The following is a 26,438-nucleotide window of genomic DNA, read 5'->3' on the forward strand; positions in this document are numbered from 1 at the left end:
CAATTTCGCGTGGGGCTGCTCGCTCGTGAAACAGGATCTGACCCCGACAGGGACGAGCCTCTTCGAAACGGCTGCCCTCAAGCTGTTCTATTCGCGTGCCGCGCACTACCTCTTTACGAATACGTGGTACTCCCTGCTGAGCAAACTCGACAGGCAAGCCGCCGTGACCTTCCTCAATTACGGCTACGCTTCCCTGGACGGACAGCAGATCCCGCTGCAACCAGAGGACGAGCCCAACCGGTATCCGATCCAGCTCTACCACCACGTGCTGTCCGGGACTGCGATCGCAGGAAGGAAAGTTCTGGAAGTGGGAAGCGGCCGGGGCGGCGGGGCATCATACGTCGCGCGGTTCCTGCGTCCCCGTGCCTTTGTCGGAGCCGATATCTGCAAGGCGGCAATCCGATTCAGCACAGCCCATTATGCGGACCAGGAGAACCTGGAATTTTGTGTCGCAGATGCGTGCAATCTTCCTTTTTCGAACGACAGCTTCGATGTGGTGTTGAACATCGAGAGTGCGCAGCACTACGGCGACATGGGACGGTTTCTCGATGAAGTCTATCGGGTCCTCAGGCCCGGTGGCGACTTCTTGATGGCGTGCTTCGAAGACGCGCCAAAAAACGTGTTTCCCCGAGAAGCTTTGCGGCAAGCGCGGTTGCTGCTCATCGACGAGCATGAAATCACAGCCAACGTGGTCCGAGCTCTCGAACTCGACAGTTCGCGACGGCACGCGCTGGCGATGGCGATCTCGCCGCGGCCGCTGCTGAGACTCTCGAAAGAGTTCGCCGGCACTCCGGGCACGGAGCTTTACGCTTCCTTTGCGAGCGGGGAATGCAGATACTTCTGCTTCGCCTGCCGCAAGGAGTGAACGGACCGGGCTGGCGTCCGGCTCACAGCGTCTTGAGATATTCAATAAGCGCCTTGCGATCCTCCTCGCTCAGATCCGTTCCGTATTCATGCCCGGCATTTGAGTTTCCGCGCGCTGCCGTATCGATCGGCAACGCGTCCGGAAACTGGTTCTTCATGTCGTATCCCACGATCTCTGGATTGAACTCCCAGTTGCCGACATAAAGCTTCCTGGGTCGCTGGTCCGGCGGAAGCAAGAGGTCATAGAGCGATGGAACAGAGCCGTTATGCAGATACGGCGCCATCGCCCAGATGCCATTGAGCGGCCTGGCCCTGTATGCGAGCGGCGCCCGGAAGGAGTTTGGACGGCCGCAATTGATCTCCTCCGCGAGAGCTGCATTTGCCGGAGACTGGCTAATCCATTGCTCGTCGATGTGCTTCGTGACGGTTTCGGCTGCCTTGTAATTGGCGATATCGGGCGGCCCATGTATCTTTTCCAGCGATATCCTGCGCTTGTTGAACGTCGTCGCCTGCTCGCGATCGGTCCCGATCGTATCAAGATCGAACAGCGGGATTCGGATCTCCTCACAAGCGCTTCCCTCGGAGCGCGTTCGGGTAGGACGGGCGTCGTGACAGTCGGCGCATGCGTTTGCGTATAGTTGGCCGCCACGTGCAACTTTCTTTTGGTCAAGCATGCCGAGGATCGACTCTGGCCAGGGAGGTGATCGCAAATCCATCAGCATTCGCTGACCCCAGATCACGTTGTCCATCTGGATCGCATGCACCACGCGGTCTCCGAGCATCGTGTTATGCTGGATCGGAGCCTGGACGCCGAGCGCTTCGATGACGTTGCGCGCCAGCGGCTGGCGGATGGAGCCGTTGTACAGCACCCAATTGAAGTACGGAGTATCCCACAGCGCGGGAAACCGGACCGGCGCGACTAGCGGTGCATAATTCTTGACCTCGCCCAGGGGAGCCGCAAGGAGCTGGTTGAGGCCTTTCCCGTGTGCATCCAATCTGCCGAATCCCGCCGCCGTATCATCCTTGCCTTCGCGCACCGCTTCACTGAACACCTTCTGGAGCTTGAAGACGTTAGCAAAACAGGCCAAGCCGCTCCGCACGTCAGCCGCTGGAGCGCGCACCCGCCCTACAAAACTCGCGGTCGCTCTTGGGTCTAGCAGCACCTTGGCCAAGGAACGTTTGATTTGTTCGACAAATCCATCGATGTCGATATGGGCAGGCCCCCCCTCGATACGGATCTGCTGGCCGCGGTAATTGACCTGCCCGGTGTGACACCCGGCGCAGCCCAATCCGAGCCAATTTCCCTTCCAGCACACGTATTTGCTGTCGTCGAAGTTCACCGGCAGCTTGTAAAGCCCGACGGGAAGGCCGTCCTCGTTGTCGCCCGGGCGCGCAGGCTCGGCGAGAAAGCCCAGCCTCTGCAGATTCTCGGGCGAGCGGATCGGCGTCGTGTGCCCCGGCTGTTCGTGTTCGAGCGCTAGAAACCACTCGTAGGGGATGAGCGGCGTGCCCTGAGAAATGAAGTGCCAACGATTGAGGGTGTCGGTACTCCACCCCTGCGGCAGATGCACCGGATTTTGCCGAACCGTGTTGTCTTGGGTTACCGCGATACTGGAAAGAAACAATAACGCTGCAATCGCGAGTAACGGTACGCGCAAACCAACTTTCATGTTCGGCCTCGATTGCAATGAAGCTCTAGGCACCTACACCAAGTCGGTCAGATTGCCGCGATTAACGGGGCAGAAATGGCGTCGAAAAAATCGCGGCCTTTGCCGGCTCAGCGTCATCAGTAAACAATCTTGCTTTAAAGCCTTCTTTGCGTAACCCAATCTGCGATCGTGCGGGATCCCGATATAGCTGCGCCTAGAGCGAGCGCTCCAGACCCATTGTTTGCTTGCATCTCTCAGCGCCGTTGAGTTGAAGCTACACCATACTACCGATTAGAGTAAATAAGGAGTGAGGTCGCCGCCCTGAGCCCGAAGCGCGCACCAAGACGGCGGTCGCTGACAGGAATGAGATCGCCGCGACCTCCCCGGCCAATACGCGTTACGGGTTCAGCGATCGCCATCTTGCACAGTGCTTGAGAACTCATGTGTCAGCATTGCTTTCCTAATGCATGACCGAGTCGGTAACGATCAGCCTATTGTTGGCTCCCTTGGTCACCAGGACGTCAGCTACGCGAACCAAAAATCACTCGCGCCGAGATTCGCAACGCCGGCAATGGTGACGTCATTATTCGCGTCAAAGTGAATGATGGTGTTTCCACCGGTCACTTCGATATTCAAGTCGTCAAAGTCGTGGACGTTGTTCGCTGCCAAGGCCGTAAGGTCGATTTTATCTCGCCCCGTCTCGAAATCGGCCGTGTCATGGCCGTTCTGGGCGGCGAAGACGAACGTATCCGCGCCGCGTTCGCCAAACATGTCGTCGTTTCCGATGCCGCTCGTGAGCGTGTCGCGGCCATCGCCCCCATTGAGGACGTTTCCTGACCCACCAAAGACCGTGAGTTGATCATTGCCTGCGCCGCCGCTGAGGAGGCTTGATCCGATCGAACCCGGCGCAACGGTTGCCGCCAGGACATCGTTTCCGGCGCCGCCATCCAGACGGTTCTCGGCAACAGAGTTGTCGGTAACAGCAGGATTGGGAGTTGCCGAAAGAAACGCGGTGAGGCTCGTCATCTCCAGCTCCGCCATTCAGGACATTCGCGACATTGTAGCGATCGCCGCCGGGACCAATTCCACCGTGAGCCACAGCGTCGAGATGGGCCGTGAGGCTGTCTCTTCCACTGCCCCCCTCGAGCTGATTGAGTGCGCGAACGAATCCGCCAAGCGCGGTGGAGTTCGCAATCAGGCTATCATTGCCTCTCCCGCCATCCAGATAATTGGTGACATCAGTAACGGCGTTCTCCCCATCGGTGGAATGAATAGCCTCGAGGGTGTCGTTGCCGTCATCGCCCCAGAGCTGGTTGATACCGACCGGCGCGCCGGTATTGGAGTCTGTCAGGTTGAAAGCGTGCAATACGTCGTCGCCTCGGCCGCCGTGAAGCTCATTTGTCACCAAATCGGTGGAATTGGATCGCCCCTCAGCGCTCGCATCCAATACGTCGTTGCCGTCGCCACCGAAGAGTACGTTGCTGGCTGTGCCGCCGATCGCATGGAATTCCGTCTCGGCATGAGCTGTGACGTGGTCATCGCCGGATCCGCCGTCGACGGTGTTCTTGGCGATGCTGTTTTTGAGAGCGTTACGACCGTCTGCAACGACATGAATGGTGTCGTCGCCGCTTCCGCCGATCACATCGGTTCTGACGGTTACGCTTCCCAAGATAAAAGGCGCCACATTTGCCGTGACGTTGATCGTGTCGTTTCCGCTGCCGCCGTCGAGCAGCACGTCTGCGGTCAGTTCCGCGCTTTGCGGCGTGGTTGCACCCTGAAGAGTGACAGTGGCGTCGAGGTCGTCGTTGCCTGTTCCGCCGAACTGAATGGCAAGTCCGTGCAGTGGCGCATCGCCCTGCTGCGGGACAACAACATTGGTTGTGAGAGTGTCGTCGCCGCGATCGCCGATCAATGCTGTCCGGTTGAACGCGCTGCTCAAGCGGTCATTGCCGGCAAGGCCCCACACAATGTCGCCGTCAGCCTGTGTGCTAAGGACATCGGCGTGTCTGGTGCCAATGATCCGACTGTTGACGGGATCTATAAGGGAAAGCCAATCGAGCGCTCGGGGATCTGCAAGAGAGTCCGTTCCCACCAATTGCTGGGCCAGGCTTTTAATTTGATTGGTATTCGCCATAGTTTCCTCCTTGGCATCCGGCTAACGATGTCGGTCAAAGCTGAGCGCTCGGATCAATTCCGCGACACGCGAAATAAATGACAATTAAATAATGGAATTCGGCGTTGCCCCCGCACAAATATCAATCTGCCTTCTTAGCGCGCCGCCGCCCGATTGATTAATGTTGCTCTTGCCGTTGAGGCTGCCACTGGCGCCGGAAGCGCATTCATTGCGAATTTGCTGCAGAAAACTGAGAATTTCTGCTGACCGAAATCGGCTTGTACGTATGCATTGGACTTGGCATTCCTGATTTCAGCCATGCTAATTCTCTTTTTGCGGCCCAAAGTGGCGGGCGGGCCGATTTAAATAACGAATAAAAAATTAAATCGGAAGTTGCATAATGTCCAATCACATTTAATGTGCTCGGCGGGAGGGCAAGGATGCTTCAGCGGATCCGGGAGGGTTACGACTTCCCACTCCCTGCTCTGACGCGCTTCGCCCTCGGATGAGTTCCTTCATAAGATCGGAGCTTTCGTTTTTCCGGCATGCTTGCGGCAAGATGCCCCACGCAAACAAAGATTAAGCAAAATGGAACCGTATTTTGCTCAATTGTGTTGGGTTGCATTAGCCACTTCTGGAGGCGACTAGAATGACGGATGAGCAGCTAGCTCTTCAGGCCGTTCGTGATGCCCAGGGCATACTTGAAGAATATTTGCAGCCGCGACCGCGCAATAACGAGCGGGTCATCCTCGATCGATTGGTGGAAGTGTTGGAGCGGCCCGAGCTTCTGGTCGCCGTCAACCGGATGCAGCGCGGCCCGTAGGCGCGTCTTCACCAGACTCTGCGGCCTCATTGGCCTTTGCAAGCGCCAGCCAATCGGCTGCGAGCGTCAGCCAGGCATCTTCGTCCGCCGGACTGCGAGCCTCGGCTGCCCGGTCCTTGCATTCCTGAGCTAGCTGACGAAACCGGATCAAATCTTCCCTCATGGCAGAGCTACGCTCCAACTGAGCAAAAGTTGCAGAGGGGCACTGACCATTAGCGATACACCGGACAATGCCGGCCTATTCCCGCGACGGGATCAAATAAGTCCGTTTTCCGTCATACCCCTGTGGCATACGCGTTGCACTTCAATGGCTACTGGGGATTTCAGGGGCCCAGTATGAGACAGGGCGCCGCCGGGACAGCGTATTTCAAGCCCGGCGGCGTATCTTTCTGGGGCACGTTGAACACGGTCTCGCGTCGAGCTACGGCCCATCGGGACGGACAGAGACAAGGACATGCCCCGGCCAGGGATTGCGGCCGTCCCTGAGCCACAGGAGCGTGTCGGTCCAGAAGCCGGCTGCGTGACTGTCGTGGAAGAGATTGAAATGGCCGATCGTGTTGCGGCCGTAGTCGGACGGCTCGATCAGCACGGCCGTGCGCGGCGCGCCGGTGTAATAGCCAAGCGTGCGGCGGATCGCGGGCACGGTGCCGAGTTCGTCGTCCGACACGGCAATCGCAAGGATCGGCGCCGTCAGCGCCGCCATCCGTGAGAGAACGGCTTGCCTTTCCCCGCGCGGATGGCTGCGCTCGAAGCGCGGCCCGCGAAAACTCCATTCATTGGCGACGCTGGCGGGCAGATCCTCCAGCCAGCCGAGCCTGCGGCCGGGAAAGTAGCCGCAGAGCGCGGTCATGATGGGCATGGCGACATGCCATTTGAGGAACAGGCCGGCGCGCCGGCGCGGCGCATAGTCGCCCCACCAGGCATATTGTGCGCCGGCCGTCAGCATCCGCTCGATCAGGCCAGCGCTTTTGGCCAGGCCCGGCAGGAAACCGCCGATGCTGTGTCCGACAACGATGAGGCGAGCCGACGGCGACCGCTGGTGCATGAAGCAAAGCGCCGCCTCGAAATCGAGTTCTCCCCAGTCGCGCCAGCGATAGCCGCAGCCTCTCAGGCGGGCCGGCCGCGAAGCGCCGATGCCGCGATAGTCATAGGTGAGGACATCGAAGCCGTGGTTGGCCAGGAAGCACGCGTAGCGGTGGTAATAGCGCGCCGCCACTCCCGTGGCCGCATTGACGATAATGCTGCCGAAGGACGCGCCGGCCGGCGCAAGCCACAGATGCCCGCCGATGGTGACGCCATCCCGGCAGGCAATTGTGACGGCTATCCCGTCCTCGATCGATATGCGCAACGCCAGTTTGGTCATGCGCGCGACGATACGAGGTCGACGGCGTTGTGTATATTCACTGGTCGGTATACATAGGGCCATGAGCGAGACTGGCCGTTCGACGCGTGAACGCATCCTTCAAGCCGCCGGCAAGCTGTTCTACGGCGAAGGCATCCGCGCCGTCAGCGTCGATGCGGTGGCGGAGAAGGCCGGCCTCACCAAGCGGACGCTCTACTATCATTTCCGCAGCAAGGACGATCTGATCGCGGCCTATCTCGAAATCCGTGACCAGCCAAATCTGGCCCTGTTCAAGCGCTGGTTCGCCGAGGCCGAGGGCGACGTGGCGGCCAAGGTGGAAGCGATCTTCGGTAATCTCGCGCGGTCGGCGCGACACGCAAAGTGGAAGGGGTGCGGCTTCCTGCGCACCTCGGTCGAGCTGGTCAACCTGCCCGGCCATCCGGCGATGGTGATCGGGCGCGCCCACAAAAAGCGTGTCGAAGACTGGCTCTGCTCCATCTTCGAAGAGGCGATCACCGCGCGGGAAGCCCGGCAGCTCGCGCGGCAGGTCATCCTGCTATTGGATGGCGCATTTGCCGTCGTGCTGCTGCATCGGGATCCAAGCTACATGGAAACCGCCGGAGCAGCGGCCGCCCACTTGGTTCGCGGGCTGATGCCGGCGCCACTCAAGTCAATCAAGGTTGCCAAGGTCCGGCGGACCATCCGAGCCCGGGCTGTCTGACGCCCGATCGAGCGTTCCCGCCACCCAGCGCGCGACGGCCTAAGCCTTGCGCTTCGTCCTGGGCGATACGGCCAGGCCGAGGAAAACGAGGATCGCCTGATTAAGGCGCAGCACATCTCCGTCATCCAGACGACCGATCCGTGTGCCGACCTTGGATTTTGGAACGGTGGTGATCTTGTCCACCATCAGCCGGCAGGTCGCGCGCAGACCGTTGTGCTCGTTCGGCTGAACGGGCAGTCGAAACAAGGGCGCTTCAGTCGCGTCGGTCGTGAATGCGCAGATGGTGATCGAATCCGTCGCGTCGAAACTGTCGTCCTGCACGATGACCACCGGGCGCGGCTTGCCCGCATAATCCTTGCCGCCCGCGACGCTCCAGATGTCGCCGCGTCTCATTCATCGCCTCGATCCGATACCGCATCGATGAATGCCTGATCCTCTTGCGCATGAACGCTCGCCGCCACAGCTAGCGACTGGCGATGCGCTTCCGATCGAAACGATGGTGCACGCACATCCGGCACCCAGATCTGGATAGGGCGCAAACCCTGAGCTCGCAAGCGTGCACGATGTTGCCTCACCTTCCCTCGTGAGGACTTGGGCTTCGATGCCGAGGTCATGACTTCCTTTGAAAGGATTACTTCATGATGGTTACATGTAACTGTATCACAAGCGCCGAGTGCCTGCCTAGCCCAACACTGCGGTTTTCTGCGACGTAGAGAACTCTCTGCGCTACTGGGCGCGTATCGCGCAAAGAGCAAATCGGTGCGCACAGTGAGCGCCTCGGAAGGCGCATCGTTGCCGCTTTCGTGAAAAAAGGTGCGCGTTTTGGGAAGCCCGCCGCGACCAAATTCTGCATGGCAGGCAGCGTTCGCGTTGCGCCAACATCCGGTCGAAGCGGAGGATATCCGATGCGATTTGTTCTTTGCTTGGGCGTGCTGATCATGCTGTGCGCCGCTGCCGAGGCGGCGACGGTCCGTCGCGCCAGACATCCCGAGCGGCACTTCCGTTTCGAACAGCCCGTCCCGCCCCCCATTGCTCCGCCCAAGGGAATTGCCGTTCCCGGCTGGACCGACGAAGAAACACGGCAATGGCTCAACAGCGCCTCGGGGCCCAAGGGGTAGTGAACGCGTGCCCGGCGCGCCACAGTAGCCAAGCTCTGCGCGGAATGTTACGCGACAATGATGGCGGCAGTCCCGGATGGGCAGGTGAGCACAAGCAAGTCAGGAAAACTCGGTTTTCTGCCTCGCCTTGAATCGCTGCGCGGCATCGCGGCGGTCTCGGTCGTCGGCTATCACATCACGAGCCTGTTCACCGACACCTACGTGACGGGCATGGCGCCGGTCGTGATGTTCTTCGTGCTCAGCGGTTTCGTGCTGGCGCGTTCGCTGCAGAACAATCCGAATCCGATCACGTTTCTGCGACATCGCCTGTTCCGGCTCTTCCCGGCAGCGATTGCGGTGGTCGCTTTGCTGACGCTACTCCACCATCAATACGGCTTCTATGTCGGCTACGAGGGGAAATTCGATCCGCTCAACGTCGTGCTCAACGCGATCATGGTCCGCCATGACATCAACGGCGTGATGTGGTCGATGACCGTCGAGTGTTTTGCGACGCCGGTGATCCTGCTGTCGGTCTGGATCTTCCAGCGCTTCGGCCGGCAGCCGCTCATCGTGTCGATCGCAGTGCTGTTCGGCCTCTCCTTCTGGGGCCCTTATGTGCATCTGCTTGGCGGCGTTGCCAGCCTCGCGCCGCTCTACGCCTTTGTCGCCGGCGTCCTTCTGCAGATGCAGGGCGGGCGGACGGCCGAGCGGCTCCGCACGGCTGCCGCCTGGATCCTCTCGATCGCGGCCATCGCCCTGCTCTGCTTCTGCGGATCACAGAAACAGACCGCGCCGATCATTGCGCTGGAGACCTTGAGCTCCTCGCTGCTCGTGCTGCTGGTCGCCTTTCGAAGCTCGATCGGCCTCTTTGCGGTTCTCGATCTCCGCCCTGTCCGCTTCTACGGCCGCATCTCCTACAGCTTCTATCTGCTTCACCCGATCGGCATGGCGCTCGCCATCCGGCTGCTCGACGCGAGGGGGCTGCCCGTCCTGCTCGCGATCTCAGTAGCGACCATCGCGGCGGTCGCGCTGACGACGCCGATGGCCTGGCTCTCCTGGCGCTATATCGAGAAGCCCTTCATCGCCATGGGCCGACGGCTGGCTTCGAAACAGCCCTCGCCGGCGAGCGCAATCGAACCAGGGCAGCAGCAATTGCTGTCTCTCGCTTCGACGTCAAGGCCGCTGGACGCCTGTGGAAATGAATGAAGATATCTGGACTGCCCGGAGCAGAACACCCCAATTGTTCGGATGCACTCCGTCGTGAGTGAGGGCCCGATAGTTGGCCTTGCCGACTCCGCTTGAATTGAAAAGATCGAGACATGGGATGCGGTTTATTGCCGCCACGCGCAGCATGGCGGCGATGTAATCGCGGAGAAAGATTCCTAGCCCATTCGGATATACGTCGCTGTCACGATCGTCGTAGGTTGGCAACCACCAGGGCGTGATGAGAAAGACCCGCGCCGTTGGGTAGGATTTCAGCAGAAGCCTGATCGAATGATTGAGGGCCCCTTTGAAGGTCTCGTCACCGACATCGTCGTCCGATCCGATCGGGCGGTCATAGCGGAATTCGTTAGCGCCATACTCCAGGCCAATGTGAGTGACGCTCGGAAAGTTCGTCGCTTGCAGGTTACCGAGAGACGAATCGTGGACCGGTTCTCCGGTCCGCGTTTGTGCAGACCAATCGCCCGAGGAGATCGCGTTGACGATCGCATAGAGTGAAACGGCGTTGAGCGACGGATATTTATGTTGACCCGCGCACGAGCCCGGAAAGGCGCCGTTTATGGCGAACATTCCGAGCCGCTCACCTATGATGCTTGGTGCAGCACCGCCATGGGTTGAGCCGGTACCTGCACTGATGCTGGTACCGAGCTGAAGATAGCAACCGCCGCGCAAAGCACTCCGGCTGCCAGCCCAAAAGGCTGTGCCCAAACCGACCGCGCCTACTCCGAATGCCCTAAGAAAAGCCCGCCGCTCCATATGGCGGGCTCTCTATCATCCACAACAGGTTCCGAGCAACCGCGCTCCTCATACAAAGGAGCCGCGTAAGCGGCGTATCGAGGGTAAGCGGCGTATCGAGGGATGGGCCAGTGCTCCTCACTCTCCGTCATTCCGAGGCGTCCGAAGGGCAAGCCCCGAAATGACGGCGGAGAAAAATTCGCCAGCGTTTTCAATCTGATTTGCCCTGTCCAGCCCTCGCGCAAAAAACATTCCGCTTTCGCCGTCGGGCAAATCAGTGATTTAACTCCGCGCGTCTCACCCAGATGAGGGGCGGCTCGCGATCGTCACGAACGTTGCGGTGAGATGCGGTGGACGCGGGTGCTGTGAACGACGAGCGCAGCTATCCGCGGACGGCGAAGTCGTGTGGTTCTGGCGCCCCGACGCTGGCGCTAAGTCCTGGGGGATGGAAACATCCCTAAGGGTGACGGTGGCAAAAAAGCCCGGTCACCGGGAAGAGCACGAAGTAAGCCGTAAAACCATCGCGCAGGGAAAGCCGGTGTGAATCGGTTGAACCTGTGGCCCTACCCCCGTGCTTTTTGTTGCACGGGGCCCACGGGTGCAACCAGCACCCGGCTTTCCCTGCGCCCTCTGATATCGAGGAGGGTGAAACGAGACACAAAGCTCGGACGCGATGCGCCGCGAGAATGCGAACGCACATCCCCCCGGCTGTTTGAAAATTGAATTAGAATCCATCCCCACGTCGTCCCGAGGCGGCCGCTCACTGCAGAAACCAGCACGCTTCTGCTGATCGCCAGTTGCGCCTCGGTCGCCGGGTGGTCGGAACCGAGCACGCCGAGCACCGGCGGCTGCAGCACCCGGGACGCCCGGACATCGCCTGCTCCCGCGAGCGCACCGGCGAGCCTCCGCTTCCGCACCACAACAGGCGCCGGCGTATCGGCGACCGATCCGGCCCCTGATCGCATCCGCGTGCCAGGCCACGTCCAGCGGGCCGGGCGCGCCAGTGAGATCGTCGGCCAGAAGCCTTAATTGCTGCATGATGCTGTGCCGGAAATGGTGTGCACGTCCTAGGCATCGCCCTGGCTGGATGCAATCCAGCAATGGCGGCGCGCCCAGCCTTTACGCTAGAATGTGCCTTGCTCCAACGTGGGAGGTGTGGCGATGCCGAGAAAGGGAATCACCGGCCACGACGAATGGGTTATCACCGAGGCGCTGGCGACGGCGTTCGTCGCCCTCGAGCAGCTTCCTCCAAAACACCAGCCGCGGCCGCACATGGAAGACATTCGAAAGCTGCTTGCCGCCGGCTGCGATCCTGGAACCGTCACCCTGCATCTGGCGCAGGCGAAGTGCCGGCTGTTCCCCGACGCCGATCCGCTGGCGATCTACGAGGAATACGGTCTCAGCGACGGGCAAGGCTGAGGGCCTAGCGGCTGATCCGCCAGATCGTGCCGTTGCCGTCCTCGGTGATCAGCAGCGCGCCATCGCGTGCGACGGTGACGCCGACCGGGCGTCCCCAGACCTCGGAATCGTTGATGACGAAGCCGGTCGCGAAGTCCTCATATTCGCCGGTCGGCACGCCGTCCTTCAGCCGGATGCGGATCACCTTGTAGCCGGTGCGCTTCGACCGGTTCCACGAGCCGTGAAGGGCCGCGAATATGTCGCCGCGATAGTCGGCGGGAAAATTCTGGCCGTCATAGAACGCGAGGCCGAGCGACGCGGAATGCGCCTGCAGCAGCACGTCGGGCACCGTGACCTTGTCCTTCAGGTCGGCACGCGCGCCGACGTGCCGCGGATCCTGGTTGGCACCGATGTAGAACCACGGCCAGCCATAGAACGCATTCTCGCGCACGCGGGTCACGTAATCGGGCACGAGGTTGTCGCCGAGGCCATCGCGCTCATTGGTCGAGCACCAGGGCACGCCGGTTTGCGGCTGGATCGCAAGCCCGACGCAATTCCGGATGCCGGTGGCAAAGAGGCGCTGGTTCTTGCCGTCGGGATCGAAGGCAAGCACCGCCCCGCGGTCGGTCTCATTGCCCCAGGCGGCGCCGACCGGGCGCTCGCGCTTCCAGGTGTCCAGGCCACCCGGCGGGGTACCCATGCCCTCGCCCGAATTGCCTGCGGAGCCGACCGAGACCAGCATCCGCTTATTGTCGGGCGCAAAGACGATGTCGCGGGTCGAATGGCCCCAGCCGTGCGGCAGATTGGCGACGATCGTTTCCGGCTTTCCGGAAGCCTTGAGGTCGCCATTGCGATAGGCAAAGCGGACCACGCTTCCGGTGTTGGCGACATAGAGCCATTGCGGGTTGTCGCCATTCGGAAAGAAGGCGATGCCGAACGGACGATCGAGGCCGGTGGCATAGACCTCGTTGACCGTAGGTTTGGTCGCACCATCGGCAGCGCGCAACACCCGGATGCGCCCGGCGCGGGTCTCGGCGACGAAGATGTCGCCGTTCGGCGCGGTCTTGATGATCCGCGGCCCGTTCAGGCCGTCGGCGAACAGTTCGGCCTTGAACCCCGGCGGCACTTGCGGAATTGCGGAGGCCGGTCGCGGCGCGACCCGCGACATGTTCGCGGACGATGGTGTCGCTCCGGGTTTGGGCAGATCCTGCGGGGTGATCAGGCGCACCGTGCCCGGCTTGTCGCGTCGCCAATCGCCATAGGCTTCCTGTCCCTTCAGCACAGCCGGCTGTGCATCAGCCGGGATCGTCAACACAAGCAAGGTCGTAATCGTGACGCTTGCTGCGACTGGCTTCCAGGGCATTTCATATCCTCACGCGAGACGACGATCTCGCGAATACGCATCCATAGCGCAGAACCTTGGCGGGCTCATTTCACAATCTCGTCTGTGGTTGCGGCGATTTGGCCGTCAATGTCCTCCTGCCGGTGCATTGAGATCGATCGAGCGCATGCTCAGCGCGAGCGGGATCATCAGAGCGCCGATGACGGCGAGCGTCCAGAACACGTCGATATAGGCGAGGAAGTCGACCTGGCGCTGCAATGTCTGGCCGACCCATGCGACCGCCTGCGAGGCGGCGTCGGAAGCGCGCTGCGCCAGCACGGTCTGCGCCAGCGCGACTCCCATCGAGCCGCCGATGTTGCGGGCGACATTGATCAGCGCCGAGGCTTGGTTGGTCTGTCCGGCGGCACACCGTCGTAGGACGCCGTCGTCACCGGCAGGAACAGGAACGGCAGGCCAACGCAACTGCCGATTGGAACCCTCGCGCAGAGTGTCGGTTCTCCGTGCTCCATTGCACTCCAACGCATCGCGAAGTGATGGCACGTATTCTGATCGGGACGTCTGGCTGGCACTATGATTCGTGGCGCGGGCCGTTCTTCCCGAAGGGCCTGCCGCTCAAGAACCAGCTTCGCTACTACGCCGGCCAGTTTTCGACCACGGAATTGAATGGCGTCTTCTATCGCACGCCGACGCCGGAAGCGGTGAAAGGCTGGCGCGAGCAGACGGACAACGATTTTGTCTTCGCCTGGAAGGCATCCAAGTTCATCACGCATTGGAAGCGCCTGTCGGAGAACTCGGTGAACAGCCTTGAGCTGCTCGAAGACCGTCTGTCGCTACTGGGCAACAAGGCCGGCCCCATCCTGTTTCAACTGCCGCCGCAGTTCGAGGTCAGCCCGGATCGCCTCGCCTCGTTCTTCAAGCTGCTGTCGAAGAGGCGCCGCTACAGCTTCGAGTTCCGGCACCCGAGCTGGTACGCCCCGAAGATCATGCGGCTACTCACGGATGCGAACATGTCGCTGTGTATCTCGGACCACCACGATGCGCCGGCGCCGTGGAGGCGCACCGCCGATTTCGTCTATGTCCGGGGTCACGGCCCTGGAGGCCAGTACAAGGGCCATTATCGCAACGCGACACTGGCCGAGTGGGCTAGGCGCATCCGCTCCTGGAAGAAGCAGGGCTGCGACGTCTACGTTTATTTCGACAACGACCAGAAGAGCGCCGCGCCCGCCGACGCGGCAAAGCTGCGACAATTGGTTGAGCGGAGAAAGTAGGAACCACGCGAGCCGCGTGATGTTGGTTGCCGAGAGCCGCTTGCGCGGCCTCGGATACATTTGAGGAGGTTAACGTGGGATTGCTTTCGAAAGACATCAAGACGATGAACGACCTGCTCCTGCACGGGCTACAGGACATCTATTATGCTGAGCAACAGATCACCAAGGCGCTGCCGAAGATGATAGAGCTCGCTACCAACAGGGATCTGACGCAGGGCCTCAAGACTCATCTGGACGAAACCAGCAAGCAGATCGAACGCCTCGATCAGGTTTTCAAGAAGCTCGGCAAGCAGCCGTCCGGCACCGACTGTCCGGCGATCGATGGGCTGATCAAGGAAGCCAACGAGGTTGCCGGTGAGATCGAGGACAAGTCGGTGCTCGACGCCGCAATCGTGGCGAGCGCGCAGGCGGTCGAGCACTACGAGATTTCCCGCTACGGCACCCTGATCGCCTGGGCGGAAGAGCTCGGCCACGATGACATCGTGCGCTTCCTCACCACCAACTTGAACGAGGAAAAGGCCGCCAATACCAAGCTCAACACGATCGCGCTGCGCAAGGGCGTCAATCGCAAAGCGGCCAGTTGACCGCGTGACTCCTGGTCAAAAAAATGCCGGCGCACGGCCGGCATTTTTCTTGATCGCATCGATCCGTTATCGGCCGCCCGGCTGCTTGCCCATGTTGTTATTGGTGCCCGGACCGACATTGCCTTGGCTGGAAGGATTGGCCGCGCGGCCCGAGCCGCTGCCAGCGCCGGTCGTCATGCCCTTCTTGCTTGGGTGCGTACTCGTATGCGGTGTCGCGCCAGGCCCGACATTGCCCTGGCTGGACGCACCCGGCGCGGGCTGCGCCTGCTGCGCAAGCGCGCCGCCGGCCGACAGCGCAAGAACACATGCAGAGGCCAGAATGATCTTCTTCATCAGCATCTCCCTGGGGTTGAAGTGAGGGCTCAACCCGACGCCCGCCGACCAGTTCCTACCGCCATGAACGCAAGTTCGGGCGCTTCAGCATCGATGGCCCCGTCAACAAAAGACCCCGCCAGTTATTTTCATAACCGACGGGGTACTTGCTTGGAGTTTTCTCTTCTTCCGGATGTCTCCTCTTCCGGATCTCTCCTTCCGAAGTTACTTGCTCCGTCCCAACAACGTCCGCGCACCGCAGTCGTTCCTAATTACTTCGGGGCCGATTGCGGTCTTGATCGGGAGAAAGTTAGGAACCAAGCAGGCCAAACCGGGTTCCCGACAGAGATTCGCGGGACCGACATGTCCGTATGGTTCAAAGACGAGGCCTTCCCTGCGCTGCTGGAAAGCGCGGTGGAGATCGCGTGGGACTATCTTGAGCGGGCTGGCGAAATCGATGATCCCGTGGAAGCGCATCGCTTCCTGATCGAGAAAGTCGCGTTCATGATCAGCCAAGGCCAGCACAACAGACTTATGCTGTCGAACCGAGCCATTTCCGCCTTTCAGCAATACAAGCACGCCCGCACGATCGAGTTGTCGCTGATCTCGCAATAGGGCGGCCGTGGATGCGTTTTTCGCCTAGTGGATGATGTCGAGCGGCAATCGGCAAATCTCGTCACCGTCTTCGTTGGTCACGAGGATCGAGTAGTGCCGGTTCTTCAGGTCCGGGTGCTCGCCGAGCAGCCGCCGCGCAATGTCGTCGGCCGAATCCATCGCGGCGATGTCATCGGAAAGTTCCGCGCCGCCTTGATCGGCAACCGTCTTGGTGTTGACGAGATCGAAATGGTAGAGCGGCATTTTTCGCTCCTGGCATCGTCTCACCCAGGAATACGCACGGCAACCCGGCTTGGTTCCCTGGCCGTAGTCCGCTGTCCCGTCCGCTTAGAAAATCCTGGCGGCTTGAAGGAACGCCGGTCCGCAACGTCGGTTAGGCGCTAAACAACGACAGCGAGGTCTGCCATGAGAGTTTGCGATGCGATGACCCCAGACGTTCAGCTCTGTACTCCCGAAGACAGCTTGAAGGATGCGGCAGAGGCAATGGGCGCGCTCGGCGTCGGACTGTTGCCGGTAACCGAGAATGACCGTTTGGTCGGCATGGTGTCCGACCGCGACATCGCGGTTCGCGGCATCGGCATGGGTCGCGGACCGGAGGCGCGGATACGGGACGTCATGACTGCCGAGGTGAAGTACTGCTTCGAAGATCAGGATCTCGACGAGGTCACGGCAAATATGGGTAAGATCCAGGTCCGCCGCCTGCCCGTGCTCAATCGCGAGAAGCGGCTGGTCGGCATCATTGCGCTCGGCGATATTGCGCAGGCAAAGGGCGGTGACGGCGCGGGCGCGGCGCTAAGCGAGATTTCTCGTCCCAGCGCCCAGCATGCGCAGCTATAGCAATGCGCGAGCATCAGCATGAGAAGGTCAGCCTCAACCTTGATCTGCTTTGCGCGACGTTGGCGATCGTCAGCGCGGCACCGCCCACGGGGATGCTGAGATATCTGTTGGGATGAAGCGGGCCAATCATGTGCCGCGGACCGCCGGCCCGCCGCCGACGTCGCTGTTCCTGCCGGGCTTCCTGATTGCCGCCGGCATCATCGTGGCTTTGGGCGCGATCGCCTATCTGCGAATAGCTTACGTCGAGTCGGATTAGGATCCCGTCGTTCCCGAGGACACGATCGGGGAAACAGCTTCATCTGTCGAGAGCTGCTGCTCGTCCTTCGTCTCGAAGGTCATCGACAGGCCGCCTGTTGGATCGATGGCACGCTCAAGCCATTTAATCGATTCTTCGATCCAGTGATCGCTGTTCGCGGGGTCGGCTTGCGCCATCGCCCGGCAGGCGTCGGCCTGCGCCAGGCAGGCAGCCTTGCGATCCATCGTCATGTCAGCGCGGCGATTGCAGGCCGGGTGATGTCAACCATTCGTTCAGATGAGCAGCGGTCTCCGCTTGCCTTGCCTTTTTCAACAATGCATCGCGTGCTTCGCCTTGCGGCAACTGCTCTGCTGCCCGCACGCGCCTCGTCCGCCGCCCTCTGGAGCCGCTCGTCGAACGGCACGCTGTTCTTTCTTCGATTGCGTTTTGCCGTCATGGAAGTCTCCTGCTTCGCGAATGAGCCAAGAATCGCGCTTCCGCCAACCTATCGTCGCTAACTCAGGTTACTTCGCGCGAACAAAATAAAACGGTTGCGCAAGGAATGAACCATCTCGAAAAACCGCCACGACAAGCTTTTCTCCTGACGACCGTCATTCCTCCGCAGCTAAGGTTTGGCTTGCGTGGCGGCTTCGCCCTGCTGCCGTGCCGGCACGCTCAGATGCACCTCATGGCCCTGTCGAATCGCGAGCGATGCAGCAGCGACGGCCGATTCGAACGCAGACTCCTTGGTCGCATATTCACCGTTCACAGCGCCGTCATGCAGCACGCCCCATTGGTCGCGAATTGGCACGATGGCGTATTGCGCAAGTCCCATCTTCCTCTCCGTTGCAACCTCTTTGCGATTACTTCTTGTCGGGAGTGTTCGGGCGAACGGTCATGTTGGTCTCGGGCATCCTGTCCCTGCCCTCGTCGCCGTTGTCGTCCCGTCCGCCTGAAGTCGATGTCCCGCTACCGCTGCGGCTCGGCCTCGTTGCGCTGCCGGTTGTCGGCGCGGAGCCGGGTGTGGCGGAGCTCGCGGCCGGGTCTCCCGTGGTCGATCCGCGCCCGCTCGGTGCGCCACCGGCTTGCGCCAGTGCAAGTGTGGAGCACAGCGTGACTCCGAAAGCCAATGCAGTTCGTGTCAGTTTCATCGCAACCCATCCTTAAGACGTCGATGAAACTAATCGGCCAGCGACGAGAACGTTCCTAATTGCAGTTCCCGATGCCTGATCTGTCGCGGCTATGCGGTGCGTGAACTGAGCGCCGGCTCCGGTCCTGGCGCATTCATATCCCGATAGGGAGTCGCCTCAGTGCGCGGCTTGCCCTGCAGCGGCACCGTGAGCCGGCAGACCAGGCCTTCGGGACGCCAGTCGAAATCGGCCTTGCCGCCGAGCTGCGTCTCGATGCTGGCGATCACGCTCCTCGTGCCGAATCCCTTGGAGGTCGGCTTGGTCACGCGCGGGCCGCCTGTTTCAACCCACGCCATGATCAGCTTGTCGCTTTGCACTTCCCAGGTAATGGCGAGCCGTCCCGAGAGCGAAGAGAGGCTGCCGTATTTCGCGGAGTTGGTGACGAGCTCGTGCAGCGCCAGCGCCAGCGTTTGCGCCGTGGCAGGCTCGAGCTGGACTTCCGCTCCCTCGTATTGGATTTGTCCGGCCTCCGAATAGGGCGCCACTTCTTCAGCGACCAGTCGGCGGATTTCAGCACCCTGCCAGCTCGAGAGCGACAGCACGGTGTGAACCCGTGCCAGCGCCGTGATGCGGCCTTCTACCGCCTGCACATACGCGTTGACATTCTGCGCGCGCGTCAACCGCACGATCGACTGCGCCAGCGCGAGTGCGTTCTTGGCGCGATGATCGACTTCTCGCGTGAGCAGGCTCTGCCGTTCTTCGGCGCGCTTGCGGTCGGTGATGTCGACGGTGACGCCGCTGACCCGCACCACCCGGCCGTTCTTGTCGGTGGTCGCTGCCGCCGTGCCGACGCACCAGCGCACCTCCCCATCGGGGCGGATGATGCGGAATTCAGCCTCGTACGATTTCACGCCCTTCGCGAATTCCGTCCAGGCCTCACGCAAGCCATCGAAATCCTCGGGATGAAACAGCGCTTGAATGTTCGCGGACGTCAGCTCGAAGCTCTTGGCATCGACGCCGAAGATCTTGTACTGGCCGTCGTCCCACATCCAGTCGCCGTTGACCCAATCCCAGTCCCAGGAGCCCATCTTGCCGGCAGCAATCGCCATGCTGCGGCGCTGTTCGCTCTCGACCAGCCGCGCGGTTGATTGCTCGAGCTCTGCGGTGCGCGCGCGGACACGATCCTCAAGTTCGGAGTTGAGCCGCTCCAACTGCCGGGTCTTGCGGTAGAGCTCGGCGAATACGCGGATCTTGGCGCGCAGCACTTCCGGCACCACCGGCACCGGAACGTAGTCGACCGCACCCATTTCATAGCCGCGCAGCCGGTCGATATCGCTGACCTGGATCGCCGAGATGAAAATCATCGCGGTCTTCTGGAAGCGCGGATGCTCGCGGATCATGGCCGCGAGCTCGAAACCATCGAGCTCGGGCATGCAGACGTCGACCAGGATGACCGCAACCTCGTTCTTGAGCAGAAACTCGAGAGCTTCCCGCCCCGAAGCGGCCACCACCAAATTCTCGCCGAGCTCCTTCAGGATCACTTCATAGGCCAGCAGCTTTGCCGGCTGATCGTCGACCAGAAGGATGTTCACCTTTTCGTGGTCCATCATTTTCACGCTGCTTCAGCGATGTAGCCACATGCGGATGGCGAGCAGCAATTGCTCGGTATTCACCGGCTTGGCCAGATAATCCGACGCTCCCGCTTCCAGGCATTTCTCGCGGTCGCCTTTCATCGCCTTCGCGGTCAATGCGATGATGGGAAGACGGGCAAGTGCCGCATTCTGCCTGATTACGCCGATGGTCTGATAGCCGTCCATCTGCGGCATCATGATGTCCATCAGGACGATGGCAATCTTGGGATTGGATTCGACCAGCGCGATAGCCTCGTGGCCGGTCGTAGCTGTCAGTACCTTCATACCACGCCGCTCGAGCACGCTGGAAAGCGCGAAGATGTTTCGTGCATCGTCATCGACGAGAAGCGCCGTCTTGCCAATCAGATCCTCATCGGAACTGTTAAGTTTCTCGAGCATCCTTTGTTTTTCAATCGGCAATTCCGTGATGACACGGTGCAAGAACAGTGACGTTTCATCGAGCAGACGCTCTGGCGATTCGACGCCTTTTACGACAATGCTGCGCGCCATCGTGTGAAGCTCGGCATCCTCCTCGGCCGAAAGTTCCCGTCCGGTGAAGACCACGATCGGAACATTGGACAGGCTTTCGTCCTTGCGGATTGCGTCGAGCACCTCAAACCCGCTCATGTCCGGCAGCCGGAGATCGAGCACGACGCAGTCGCAGGGATTGTTGCGCAGGGTGGACAGCGCGCCTGCTCCGGTACCGGCGGTGACGATCTCGACGTCCTTGTGATCGAGCAGTTCCTTGATGCTGAGCTGTTCGGCGGGATTGTCTTCCACGATCAGAAGCCGCTTGCGTCGAGGCCTTGCGTATTCCTTGATCTGGGCGAGTGCCGCGCTGACGCCCTCGGTCGTCGTGGGCTTGTTGACGAAAGAGAATGCGCCACGCGCCAGCGCGTGCTGCCGGTCTTCGTCGAGCGTGATGACCTGCACGGGAATGTGCCGGGTTAGCGGATTGTGCTTGAGCTGGCTCAGCACGGTCCAGCCGAGCATGTCGGGCAGGAACACATCGAGCGAAACCGCGGTCGGCTGGAATTGCTTGGCGAGGTCCAATGCGTCGCCACCGTGGTTCGCCACCAGGACCTTGAAGCCCTTGTCTCGGGCCAGATCGACCAGGACCCGCGCGTAATGCGGGTCGTCTTCGACGATCAGGAGGATCATGTCTCCAGGCTCGAGATTGAGCCGGTCGTCGAGCACCTCCACCACACGCTCCTGCGTTGCGGGCGCTTGCAGCGCCGGCGCGCCACCCTGCGATAAGGGCAGCGGCGGCGGCACGCGAAGCGCGACGGTCGGGCCGGAATATTTCAGCGGCAGATAGAGCGTGAAGGTGCTGCCTCTGCCGGGCGCACTTCGCAGATGGATTTCGCCGCCAAGCAGGCTCGCGAGTTCGCGGCTGATGGCAAGGCCAAGGCCGGTGCCGCCGTACTTGCGGCTGGTGCCGGCATCGGCCTGCTGGAACGCTTCAAAGATCAGCTTCTGCTTGTCCAGAGGGATGCCGATGCCGGTATCGCTCACCTCGAAGGCGACGACTGCGGGCGCGGTGTTGAGGATCGGATGCTCGGCACTCCAGCCGCCGACCGCGGCCGAGACGGTCAGCTTGACGCCGCCCTCGGCGGTGAACTTGAAGGCGTTCGACAACAGGTTCTTCAGCACCTGCTGCAGGCGCTTGGAGTCGGTGACCATGCTGCGGGAAAGCGTCTCGTCGACCTCGATGCTGAACGACAGATGACGGTTTTCCGCCTCGTGGCGGAACGGCCGGCCGACGGTCTCGAGCAGGCTCGATGTCAGGATCTCCTCGGCGTCCACGGTCACGGTGCCGGACTCGATCTTCGAAAGATCGAGGATGTCGCTGATCAGGTTGAGCAGGTCGGTGCCGGCGCCATGGATGGTGCGGGCGAATTCAACCTGCTTCGGCGACAGATTGCCTTCCGGATTTTCCGAAAGCTGCTGGCCGAGGATCAGAATGCTGTTCAACGGCGTGCGCAGCTCGTGCGACATGTTGGCCAGGAATTCGGACTTGTATTTCGAGGTCAGCGCAAGCTCGCTCGCTTTTTCTTCCAGCGCGCGGCGCGCCTGCTCGATTTCCTGGTTCTTGCGTTCAACCTCGACGTTTCGTTCGGCGAGCTGCTGAGCCTTCAGTTCGAGCTGCTCGTTGGTCTGCTGCAATTCCCGCTGCTGGGTCTGAAGCTCGCCGGCGAGCTGCTGCGACTGCTTCAGCAGGCCCTCGGTCTGCATCGTCGCCTCGATACTGTTGAGCAGGATGCCGACGCTGTCGGTAAGCTGCTCCACAAAGGTGATCTGCGAGGCGGTGAACGCCGCGAGCGAGGACAACTCGATCACCGCCTTGACCTGGTTCTCGAACAGGACGGGGAATACGACCACGTTTTTCGGTAGCACGCGCATCAGCGCGGAATTAACCGGCACCACGTCGCGCGGAATATCCGAGAGCAGCCGCTGGCGCTTGTCCAGTGCACACTGGCCAATCAGTCCCTCGCCCATTCGCACAAAGGGCGGGTGGGGATTGGCGCCATCGTCTGCATAGGCGGACAACAGACGTAGCTGCGGGTTCTCGGCGTTCTCGACCTGGTAGATCACGCCCATATGCGCGTTGATCACGGGCGCCAGTTCGGTCAGCAATAGCCGCCCCACGGTCGACAGGTCGCGCTGGCCCTGCAGCATGTTGGTGAATCTGGCGAGATTGGTCTTCAGCCAGTCCTGCTCGGTGTTCCGGTCCGTCGTCAGACGGAGGTTGCCGATCATGGTGTTGATGTTGTCCTTGAGCTCGGCCACCTCGCCGCGGACGTCGACCTGGATGGTGCGGGTCAGGTCGCCTTTTGTCACCGCGGTCGCAACTTCTGCGATGGCGCGGACCTGCGAGGTCAGGTTCGCGGCGAGCAGGTTGACGTTGCCGGTCAGATCCTTCCAGGTGCCGGCGGCGCCGGGCACATTGGCCTGGCCGCCGAGCCGGCCTTCAACGCCGACTTCGCGCGCCACGGTCGTGACCTGATCGGCGAACGTCGCCAGGGTTTCTGTCATGTTGTTGATGGTGTCAGCGAGCGCGGCCACCTCGCCCTTCGACTTCACGGTCAGGTTCTGCTTCAGATCGCCATTGGCCACCGCGGTCACGACCTTGACGATGCCGCGCACCTGCTCGGTCAGGTTGGCTGCCATCACGTTCACGGTATCGGTGAGGTCCTTCCAGGTGCCGGCGACGCCGCGTACCTCGGCCTGGCCGCCGAGCTTGCCTTCGGTGCCGACCTCGCGCGCCACGCGCGTCACTTCGCCGGCAAACGCATTGAGCTGATCCACCATGGTGTTGATGGTGTTCTTCAGTTCAAGGATTTCACCCTTCACGTCGACGGTGATCTTGCGCGAGAGGTCGCCGCGCGCCACGGCGGTCGTGACTTCCGCGATGTTGCGCACTTGCGTGGTGAGGTTCGCCGCCAGCAGGTTGACGTTATCAGTGAGGTCCTTCCAGGTGCCGGCCACGCCGGGCACCACGGCCTGACCGCCCAGCCTGCCCTCGGTGCCGACCTCGCGCGCCACGCGCGTCACTTCCGCTGCGAAGGAGCGGAGCTGCTCCACCATCGTGTTCAGCGTCTCCTTCAGGAGCAGAATCTCACCGCGGACGTCGACGGTGATCTTCTTCGACAGGTCGCCGCCGGCGATCGCGGTCGCGACCTCCGCGATGTTGCGCACCTGGGCCGTCAGGTTCGACGCCATGAAATTGACGTTGTCGGTGAGGTCCTTCCAGGTGCCGGCGACCTCGGGCACTTCGGCCTGGCCGCCAAGCTTGCCTTCGGTGCCGACCTCGCGCGCCACGCGCGTCACTTCGGAGGCGAAGGCGTTGAGTTGGTCCACCATCGTGTTGATGGTGTTCTTCAGCTCCAGGATTTCGCCCTTCACGTCGACCGTGATCTTGCGCGACAGGTCGCCGCGCGCCACCGCGGTCGTGACTTCCGCGATATTGCGGACCTGCGCGGTCAAATTGCCGGCCATCGAGTTGACGCTGTCGGTGAGGTCCTTCCAGGTCCCGGCGACACCGGGCACATTCGCCTGGCCGCCCAGACGCCCTTCGGTGCCCACCTCGCGCGCCACGCGCGTCACCTCGCCCGCAAAGCGGTTGAGCTGGTCAACCATCGTGTTCAGCGTTTCCTTGAGCTGCAGGATCTCGCCGCGCACGTCCACCGTGATCTTGCGCGACAGGTCGCCGCCGGCGATCGCGGTCGCGACCTCCGCGATGTTGCGTACCTGTGCGGTCAGGTTGCCCGCCATCGAGTTCACGGAGTCGGTGAGGTCCTTCCAGGTGCCGGCGACGCCGGGCACCTCGGCCTGGCCGCCCAGCTTGCCGTCGGTACCCACCTCGCGCGCCACGCGCGTGACTTCGCCCGCGAACGCGTTGAGCTGGTCCACCATCGTGTTCAGCGTCTCCTTCAATTGAAGGATTTCGCCTGACACGTTCACCGTGATCTTCTTCGACAGGTCGCCCTTCGCCACCGCGGTTGCGACTTCCGCGATGTTGCGGACCTGGCCGGTCAGGTTCGATGCCATCGAGTTGACGCTGTCGGTCAGATCCTTCCAGGTGCCGGCCACGCCGCGTACCAGCGCCTGGCCGCCGAGCTTGCCTTCGGTACCGACCTCGCGCGCCACGCGCGTGACTTCGCCGGCGAACGCGTTGAGCTGGTCCACCATCGTGTTGATGGTGTCCTTCAGTTCCAGGATTTCACCGCGGACGTCCACCGTGATCTTCTTCGAGAGGTCGCCGTTGGCAACGGCCGTCGTCACTTCCGCGATGTTGCGGACCTGGGCCGTCAGGTTGGACGCCATGAAGTTGACGTTGTCGGTCAGGTCCTTCCAGGTGCCGGCCACGCCGAGCACATTGGCCTGGCCGCCCAGCTTGCCTTCGGTGCCCACTTCGCGCGCCACGCGCGTGACTTCGGACGCGAAGGCATTGAGCTGGTCCACCATCGTGTTCAGCGTCTCCTTCAATTGAAGGATTTCGCCTGACACATTCACCGTGATCTTCTTGGAAAGGTCGCCACCGGCGATCGCGCTGGCGACGTCGGCGATGTTGCGCACCTGGGCGGTCAGGTTGGACGCCATGAAGTTGACGTTGTCAGTCAGATCTTTCCAGATGCCGCCGACGCCGGGCACCTGGGCCTGGCCGCCGAGCTTGCCTTCCGTGCCGACCTCGCGTGCCACGCGCGTGACCTCGCCGGCGAAGGCGTTGAGCTGGTCCACCATCGTGTTGATGGTGTCCTTCAGCTCGAGGATTTCGCCGCGGACGTCAACGGTGATTTTCCGCGACAGGTCGCCGCGCGCCACCGCGGTCGTCACGTTGGCGATGTTGCGCACCTGCGCGGTCAAGTTGCCGCACATCGCGTTGACGGAATCGGTCAGATCCTTCCAGGTGCCGGCCACACCAGGCACGATCGCCTGGCCGCCGAGCTTGCCGTCGGTGCCCACCTCGCGCGCGACGCGCGTCACTTCGGACGCGAACGAGCGCAACTGGTCGACCATCGTGTTGATCGCTTCCTTGAGCTGCAAGATCTCGCCACGGACGTCGACCGTGATCTTCTTCGACAGGTCGCCATTGGCGACCGCGATCGTCACCTCCGCGATGTTGCGGACCTGACCGGTCAGGTTGTTGGCCATCGAGTTGACGCTCTCGGTCAAGTCTTTCCAGACGCCGGTCACCTCCGGTACCTGCGCCTGTCCGCCAAGCCGCCCCTCGACGCCGACTTCGCGCGCCACGCGCGTCACTTCCGATGTGAACACGCCGAGCTGCTTGATCATCGTGTTGACGATGTTGGCCGACTGCAGGAATTCGCCGCGCAGCGGCCGCCCTTCGACGTCAAGCTGCACGGTCTGCAGCAGGTCGCCTTGTGCGACTGCCGCGACCGCGCGCGTCACTTCCCGCGTTGGCCACAAGAGGTCGTCGATCAGCGTGTTGATGGAGCCTTCCATGTCCGCCCAGGAGCCACTGGAAAGACCGAGATTCACGCGTTGGCGGGTCTGTCCCTCGCGGCCGACGACCTCTCCGACGCGCTCGAGCTGCTGGGCCATGCGCTCGTTGGCCGCGGCGATCTCATTGAAGGCGTCCGCGATCTTGCCGTCGATCCCAAGATAGTCGCCGCGCATGCGCACGGTGAAGTCGCCGGCCCTCATTGCCTGAAGGGACTGCAACAGGTCCTGGGTGGGATCGATCTTGCCGTTTTGTCTGTTACGGCGGGGTTCGCCACGACTACGAGGAGCGGGACCAAGATCGGTCATAAAATTCCCCCTGCACGCTGGCCGGCTTTGGATTTTCGAAGTTCCGGACCATCGGACGCATAAGAAGGGTAGGTTGCGATCTAATCAAGCCAGAAAAATATGCGGTAATTCTTGGGACAGAGCCAAACGTTATCAATGAGACATCCGACTGAAGGTTCCCGCCCGTCGGGAACTTTTTTAAGACCGATCAGCGAACCCTGGAAGACTTAAGCCTGGTGCAGGAACGAAAGTCTCGCCTTGGCGTTGGC

Annotated in this window: 27 protein-coding genes and 2 pseudogenes; 12 read left to right on the forward strand and 17 right to left on the reverse strand. The window is 61.6% G+C overall.

The annotated features are described in order from the left end of the window. The first annotated feature begins 25 nt into the window (after nucleotides 1–25). Nucleotides 26–865, forward strand: coding sequence for a class I SAM-dependent methyltransferase (locus ACVJGD_RS06950; protein ID WP_456633652.1), 840 nt, complete (start codon nucleotides 26–28; stop codon nucleotides 863–865). Between the two features lie 22 nt (nucleotides 866–887). Here ACVJGD_RS06950 and ACVJGD_RS06955 read toward each other — a convergent pair whose 3' ends face one another. The 4 genes and pseudogenes from ACVJGD_RS06955 to ACVJGD_RS06970 all read right to left on the reverse strand — a co-directional run bounded on the left by ACVJGD_RS06955 (nucleotide 888) and on the right by ACVJGD_RS06970 (nucleotide 4,946). Beyond that, nucleotides 888–2,534 (reverse strand): di-heme-cytochrome C peroxidase, encoded by a 1,647-nt coding sequence (locus ACVJGD_RS06955; RefSeq protein WP_456633653.1) that lies wholly within the window; start codon nucleotides 2,532–2,534, stop codon nucleotides 888–890. A gap of 504 nt (nucleotides 2,535–3,038) precedes the next feature. Next, the gene (locus ACVJGD_RS06960; protein WP_456633654.1) at nucleotides 3,039–3,539 is read right to left on the reverse strand and encodes a calcium-binding protein; all 501 of its coding nucleotides are present in this window, start codon (nucleotides 3,537–3,539) and stop codon (nucleotides 3,039–3,041) included. Nucleotides 3,540–3,978: 439 nt separating this feature from the next. Further along, a pseudogene (locus ACVJGD_RS06965) lies at nucleotides 3,979–4,647 on the reverse strand (hypothetical protein); the annotation flags it as partial. Nucleotides 4,648–4,781: 134 nt separating this feature from the next. Continuing rightward, complete coding sequence (locus ACVJGD_RS06970; RefSeq protein ID WP_456633655.1) at nucleotides 4,782–4,946, reverse strand: hypothetical protein; 165 nt, start codon at nucleotides 4,944–4,946, stop codon at nucleotides 4,782–4,784. A gap of 329 nt (nucleotides 4,947–5,275) precedes the next feature. Between ACVJGD_RS06970 and ACVJGD_RS06975 the strand changes: the two genes are divergently transcribed. Further along, on the forward strand, nucleotides 5,276–5,449 hold the full coding sequence (locus ACVJGD_RS06975; RefSeq protein WP_456633656.1) for a hypothetical protein: 174 nt from the start codon (nucleotides 5,276–5,278) through the stop codon (nucleotides 5,447–5,449). A 421-nt stretch (nucleotides 5,450–5,870) separates the two neighbouring features. On the opposite strand, the gene ACVJGD_RS06980 is transcribed toward ACVJGD_RS06975, so the two are convergent. Next, nucleotides 5,871–6,812, reverse strand: a complete 942-nt coding sequence (locus tag ACVJGD_RS06980; protein ID WP_456633657.1) for an alpha/beta hydrolase family protein — start codon at nucleotides 6,810–6,812, stop codon at nucleotides 5,871–5,873. A 61-nt stretch (nucleotides 6,813–6,873) separates the two neighbouring features. Between ACVJGD_RS06980 and ACVJGD_RS06985 the strand changes: the two genes are divergently transcribed. Next, a complete protein-coding gene (locus tag ACVJGD_RS06985; protein WP_456633658.1) occupies nucleotides 6,874–7,512 on the forward strand; it encodes a TetR/AcrR family transcriptional regulator in 639 nt (212 codons plus the stop codon). Between the two features lie 39 nt (nucleotides 7,513–7,551). Here the strand turns inward: ACVJGD_RS06985 and ACVJGD_RS06990 are convergent, their stop codons facing one another. Together ACVJGD_RS06990 and ACVJGD_RS06995 are read right to left on the reverse strand one after the other, a co-directional pair. Next, nucleotides 7,552–7,905, reverse strand: coding sequence for a type II toxin-antitoxin system PemK/MazF family toxin (locus ACVJGD_RS06990; protein WP_456633659.1), 354 nt, complete (start codon nucleotides 7,903–7,905; stop codon nucleotides 7,552–7,554). Next, on the reverse strand, nucleotides 7,902–8,498 hold the full coding sequence (locus tag ACVJGD_RS06995) for an antitoxin MazE family protein (protein WP_456633660.1): 597 nt from the start codon (nucleotides 8,496–8,498) through the stop codon (nucleotides 7,902–7,904). Before ACVJGD_RS06995 ends, ACVJGD_RS06990 begins: the two co-directional genes overlap by 4 nt. On the opposite strand from ACVJGD_RS06995, the gene ACVJGD_RS07000 reads away from it, so the two are divergent. After that, nucleotides 8,418–8,630 (forward strand): hypothetical protein, encoded by a 213-nt coding sequence (locus tag ACVJGD_RS07000; protein WP_456640590.1) that lies wholly within the window; start codon nucleotides 8,418–8,420, stop codon nucleotides 8,628–8,630. The two genes, ACVJGD_RS06995 and ACVJGD_RS07000, sit on opposite strands and share 81 nt — an antisense overlap. 84 nt (nucleotides 8,631–8,714) lie before the next feature. Beyond that, the gene (locus ACVJGD_RS07005; RefSeq protein ID WP_456633661.1) at nucleotides 8,715–9,815 is read left to right on the forward strand and encodes an acyltransferase family protein; all 1,101 of its coding nucleotides are present in this window, start codon (nucleotides 8,715–8,717) and stop codon (nucleotides 9,813–9,815) included. Here the strand turns inward: ACVJGD_RS07005 and ACVJGD_RS07010 are convergent. Next, entirely contained in the window at nucleotides 9,783–10,400 is a 618-nt protein-coding gene (locus tag ACVJGD_RS07010; protein ID WP_456633662.1) for a hypothetical protein, read from the reverse strand. The genes ACVJGD_RS07005 and ACVJGD_RS07010 overlap by 33 nt on opposite strands. A 1,326-nt stretch (nucleotides 10,401–11,726) precedes the next feature. On the opposite strand from ACVJGD_RS07010, the gene ACVJGD_RS07015 reads away from it, so the two are divergent. Then, nucleotides 11,727–11,984 (forward strand): hypothetical protein, encoded by a 258-nt coding sequence (locus ACVJGD_RS07015; RefSeq protein WP_454619063.1) that lies wholly within the window; start codon nucleotides 11,727–11,729, stop codon nucleotides 11,982–11,984. A 4-nt stretch (nucleotides 11,985–11,988) separates the two neighbouring features. Here ACVJGD_RS07015 and ACVJGD_RS07020 read toward each other — a convergent pair whose 3' ends face one another. Both ACVJGD_RS07020 and ACVJGD_RS07025 read right to left on the reverse strand, forming a co-directional pair. Then, nucleotides 11,989–13,326 carry a PQQ-dependent sugar dehydrogenase gene (locus ACVJGD_RS07020; protein ID WP_456633663.1) on the reverse strand — a complete coding sequence of 446 codons (1,338 nt, stop codon included), beginning with the start codon at nucleotides 13,324–13,326 and terminating at the stop codon, nucleotides 11,989–11,991. 105 nt (nucleotides 13,327–13,431) lie between these two features. Beyond that, nucleotides 13,432–13,763, reverse strand: a pseudogene (locus tag ACVJGD_RS07025) (DHA2 family efflux MFS transporter permease subunit); the annotation flags it as partial. A gap of 75 nt (nucleotides 13,764–13,838) precedes the next feature. Between ACVJGD_RS07025 and ACVJGD_RS07030 the strand changes: the two are divergent. Both ACVJGD_RS07030 and ACVJGD_RS07035 read left to right on the forward strand, forming a co-directional pair. Beyond that, nucleotides 13,839–14,573, forward strand: coding sequence for a DUF72 domain-containing protein (locus tag ACVJGD_RS07030; protein WP_456633664.1), 735 nt, complete (start codon nucleotides 13,839–13,841; stop codon nucleotides 14,571–14,573). 74 nt (nucleotides 14,574–14,647) lie between these two features. Further along, nucleotides 14,648–15,157, forward strand: coding sequence for a YciE/YciF ferroxidase family protein (locus ACVJGD_RS07035; protein ID WP_456633665.1), 510 nt, complete (start codon nucleotides 14,648–14,650; stop codon nucleotides 15,155–15,157). Nucleotides 15,158–15,223: 66 nt separating this feature from the next. Here the strand turns inward: ACVJGD_RS07035 and ACVJGD_RS07040 are convergent, their stop codons facing one another. After that, nucleotides 15,224–15,490 (reverse strand): hypothetical protein, encoded by a 267-nt coding sequence (locus ACVJGD_RS07040; protein WP_456633666.1) that lies wholly within the window; start codon nucleotides 15,488–15,490, stop codon nucleotides 15,224–15,226. 150 nt (nucleotides 15,491–15,640) lie between these two features. Here ACVJGD_RS07040 and ACVJGD_RS07045 point away from each other — a divergent pair, with 150 nt between their 5' ends. Further along, nucleotides 15,641–16,084 (forward strand): hypothetical protein, encoded by a 444-nt coding sequence (locus ACVJGD_RS07045; RefSeq protein WP_456633667.1) that lies wholly within the window; start codon nucleotides 15,641–15,643, stop codon nucleotides 16,082–16,084. Nucleotides 16,085–16,108: 24 nt separating this feature from the next. On the opposite strand, the gene ACVJGD_RS07050 is transcribed toward ACVJGD_RS07045, so the two are convergent. Further along, nucleotides 16,109–16,327: a DUF6894 family protein gene (locus tag ACVJGD_RS07050; protein WP_456633668.1), complete on the reverse strand. Its 219-nt coding sequence runs from the start codon at nucleotides 16,325–16,327 to the stop codon at nucleotides 16,109–16,111. Nucleotides 16,328–16,489: 162 nt separating this feature from the next. On the opposite strand from ACVJGD_RS07050, the gene ACVJGD_RS07055 reads away from it, so the two are divergent. Next, complete coding sequence (locus ACVJGD_RS07055) at nucleotides 16,490–16,921, forward strand: CBS domain-containing protein (protein ID WP_456633669.1); 432 nt, start codon at nucleotides 16,490–16,492, stop codon at nucleotides 16,919–16,921. Nucleotides 16,922–17,033: 112 nt separating this feature from the next. Continuing rightward, entirely contained in the window at nucleotides 17,034–17,177 is a 144-nt protein-coding gene (locus ACVJGD_RS07060) for a hypothetical protein (RefSeq protein ID WP_456633670.1), read from the forward strand. Here ACVJGD_RS07060 and ACVJGD_RS07065 read toward each other — a convergent pair. The 3 genes from ACVJGD_RS07065 to ACVJGD_RS07075 all read right to left on the reverse strand — a co-directional run bounded on the left by ACVJGD_RS07065 (nucleotide 17,174) and on the right by ACVJGD_RS07075 (nucleotide 17,991). Further along, nucleotides 17,174–17,401 (reverse strand): hypothetical protein, encoded by a 228-nt coding sequence (locus ACVJGD_RS07065; protein WP_456633671.1) that lies wholly within the window; start codon nucleotides 17,399–17,401, stop codon nucleotides 17,174–17,176. The two genes, ACVJGD_RS07060 and ACVJGD_RS07065, sit on opposite strands and share 4 nt — an antisense overlap. Nucleotides 17,402–17,403: 2 nt before the next feature. Next, the gene (locus tag ACVJGD_RS07070; RefSeq protein WP_456633672.1) at nucleotides 17,404–17,613 is read right to left on the reverse strand and encodes a hypothetical protein; all 210 of its coding nucleotides are present in this window, start codon (nucleotides 17,611–17,613) and stop codon (nucleotides 17,404–17,406) included. 168 nt (nucleotides 17,614–17,781) lie between these two features. Beyond that, the gene (locus ACVJGD_RS07075; RefSeq protein ID WP_456633673.1) at nucleotides 17,782–17,991 is read right to left on the reverse strand and encodes a hypothetical protein; all 210 of its coding nucleotides are present in this window, start codon (nucleotides 17,989–17,991) and stop codon (nucleotides 17,782–17,784) included. Nucleotides 17,992–18,053: 62 nt separating this feature from the next. Here ACVJGD_RS07075 and ACVJGD_RS07080 point away from each other — a divergent pair, with 62 nt between their 5' ends. Further along, nucleotides 18,054–18,323, forward strand: coding sequence for a hypothetical protein (locus ACVJGD_RS07080; protein ID WP_456633674.1), 270 nt, complete (start codon nucleotides 18,054–18,056; stop codon nucleotides 18,321–18,323). A gap of 73 nt (nucleotides 18,324–18,396) precedes the next feature. Here the strand turns inward: ACVJGD_RS07080 and ACVJGD_RS07085 are convergent, their stop codons facing one another. Continuing rightward, nucleotides 18,397–19,893, reverse strand: a complete 1,497-nt coding sequence (locus ACVJGD_RS07085) for a sensor histidine kinase (RefSeq protein ID WP_456640201.1) — start codon at nucleotides 19,891–19,893, stop codon at nucleotides 18,397–18,399. 15 nt (nucleotides 19,894–19,908) lie between these two features. Beyond that, entirely contained in the window at nucleotides 19,909–26,190 is a 6,282-nt protein-coding gene (locus ACVJGD_RS07090) for a HAMP domain-containing protein (RefSeq protein ID WP_456633675.1), read from the reverse strand. Between the last annotated feature and the right edge of the window lie 248 nt (nucleotides 26,191–26,438).

The organism is Bradyrhizobium sp. USDA 10063, assembly GCF_054063735.1.

What these genes read in the sequence shown, in the direction of transcription:
- ACVJGD_RS06955 (WP_456633653.1), bottom strand. Translation starts at nt 2,534, where the DNA reads ATGAAAGTTGGTTTGCGCGTACCGTTACTCGCGATTGCAGCGTTATTG.
- ACVJGD_RS06960 (WP_456633654.1), bottom strand. Translation starts at nt 3,539, where the DNA reads ATGACGAGCCTCACCGCGTTTCTTTCGGCAACTCCCAATCCTGCTGTT.
- ACVJGD_RS06970 (WP_456633655.1), bottom strand. Translation starts at nt 4,946, where the DNA reads ATGGCTGAAATCAGGAATGCCAAGTCCAATGCATACGTACAAGCCGAT.
- ACVJGD_RS06975 (WP_456633656.1), top strand. Translation starts at nt 5,276, where the DNA reads ATGACGGATGAGCAGCTAGCTCTTCAGGCCGTTCGTGATGCCCAGGGC.
- ACVJGD_RS06980 (WP_456633657.1), bottom strand. Translation starts at nt 6,812, where the DNA reads ATGACCAAACTGGCGTTGCGCATATCGATCGAGGACGGGATAGCCGTC.
- ACVJGD_RS06985 (WP_456633658.1), top strand. Translation starts at nt 6,874, where the DNA reads ATGAGCGAGACTGGCCGTTCGACGCGTGAACGCATCCTTCAAGCCGCC.
- ACVJGD_RS06990 (WP_456633659.1), bottom strand. Translation starts at nt 7,905, where the DNA reads ATGAGACGCGGCGACATCTGGAGCGTCGCGGGCGGCAAGGATTATGCG.
- ACVJGD_RS07000 (WP_456640590.1), top strand. Translation starts at nt 8,418, where the DNA reads ATGCGATTTGTTCTTTGCTTGGGCGTGCTGATCATGCTGTGCGCCGCT.
- ACVJGD_RS06995 (WP_456633660.1), bottom strand. Translation starts at nt 8,498, where the DNA reads ATGTCTGGCGCGACGGACCGTCGCCGCCTCGGCAGCGGCGCACAGCAT.
- ACVJGD_RS07010 (WP_456633662.1), bottom strand. Translation starts at nt 10,400, where the DNA reads ATGTTCGCCATAAACGGCGCCTTTCCGGGCTCGTGCGCGGGTCAACAT.
- ACVJGD_RS07015 (WP_454619063.1), top strand. Translation starts at nt 11,727, where the DNA reads ATGCCGAGAAAGGGAATCACCGGCCACGACGAATGGGTTATCACCGAG.
- ACVJGD_RS07020 (WP_456633663.1), bottom strand. Translation starts at nt 13,326, where the DNA reads ATGCCCTGGAAGCCAGTCGCAGCAAGCGTCACGATTACGACCTTGCTT.
- ACVJGD_RS07030 (WP_456633664.1), top strand. Translation starts at nt 13,839, where the DNA reads ATGGCACGTATTCTGATCGGGACGTCTGGCTGGCACTATGATTCGTGG.
- ACVJGD_RS07040 (WP_456633666.1), bottom strand. Translation starts at nt 15,490, where the DNA reads ATGAAGAAGATCATTCTGGCCTCTGCATGTGTTCTTGCGCTGTCGGCC.
- ACVJGD_RS07050 (WP_456633668.1), bottom strand. Translation starts at nt 16,327, where the DNA reads ATGCCGCTCTACCATTTCGATCTCGTCAACACCAAGACGGTTGCCGAT.
- ACVJGD_RS07055 (WP_456633669.1), top strand. Translation starts at nt 16,490, where the DNA reads ATGAGAGTTTGCGATGCGATGACCCCAGACGTTCAGCTCTGTACTCCC.
- ACVJGD_RS07060 (WP_456633670.1), top strand. Translation starts at nt 17,034, where the DNA reads ATGAAGCGGGCCAATCATGTGCCGCGGACCGCCGGCCCGCCGCCGACG.
- ACVJGD_RS07065 (WP_456633671.1), bottom strand. Translation starts at nt 17,401, where the DNA reads ATGGATCGCAAGGCTGCCTGCCTGGCGCAGGCCGACGCCTGCCGGGCG.
- ACVJGD_RS07070 (WP_456633672.1), bottom strand. Translation starts at nt 17,613, where the DNA reads ATGACGGCAAAACGCAATCGAAGAAAGAACAGCGTGCCGTTCGACGAG.
- ACVJGD_RS07075 (WP_456633673.1), bottom strand. Translation starts at nt 17,991, where the DNA reads ATGGGACTTGCGCAATACGCCATCGTGCCAATTCGCGACCAATGGGGC.
- ACVJGD_RS07080 (WP_456633674.1), top strand. Translation starts at nt 18,054, where the DNA reads ATGTTGGTCTCGGGCATCCTGTCCCTGCCCTCGTCGCCGTTGTCGTCC.
- ACVJGD_RS07085 (WP_456640201.1), bottom strand. Translation starts at nt 19,893, where the DNA reads ATGGACCACGAAAAGGTGAACATCCTTCTGGTCGACGATCAGCCGGCA.
- ACVJGD_RS07090 (WP_456633675.1), bottom strand. Translation starts at nt 26,190, where the DNA reads ATGACCGATCTTGGTCCCGCTCCTCGTAGTCGTGGCGAACCCCGCCGT.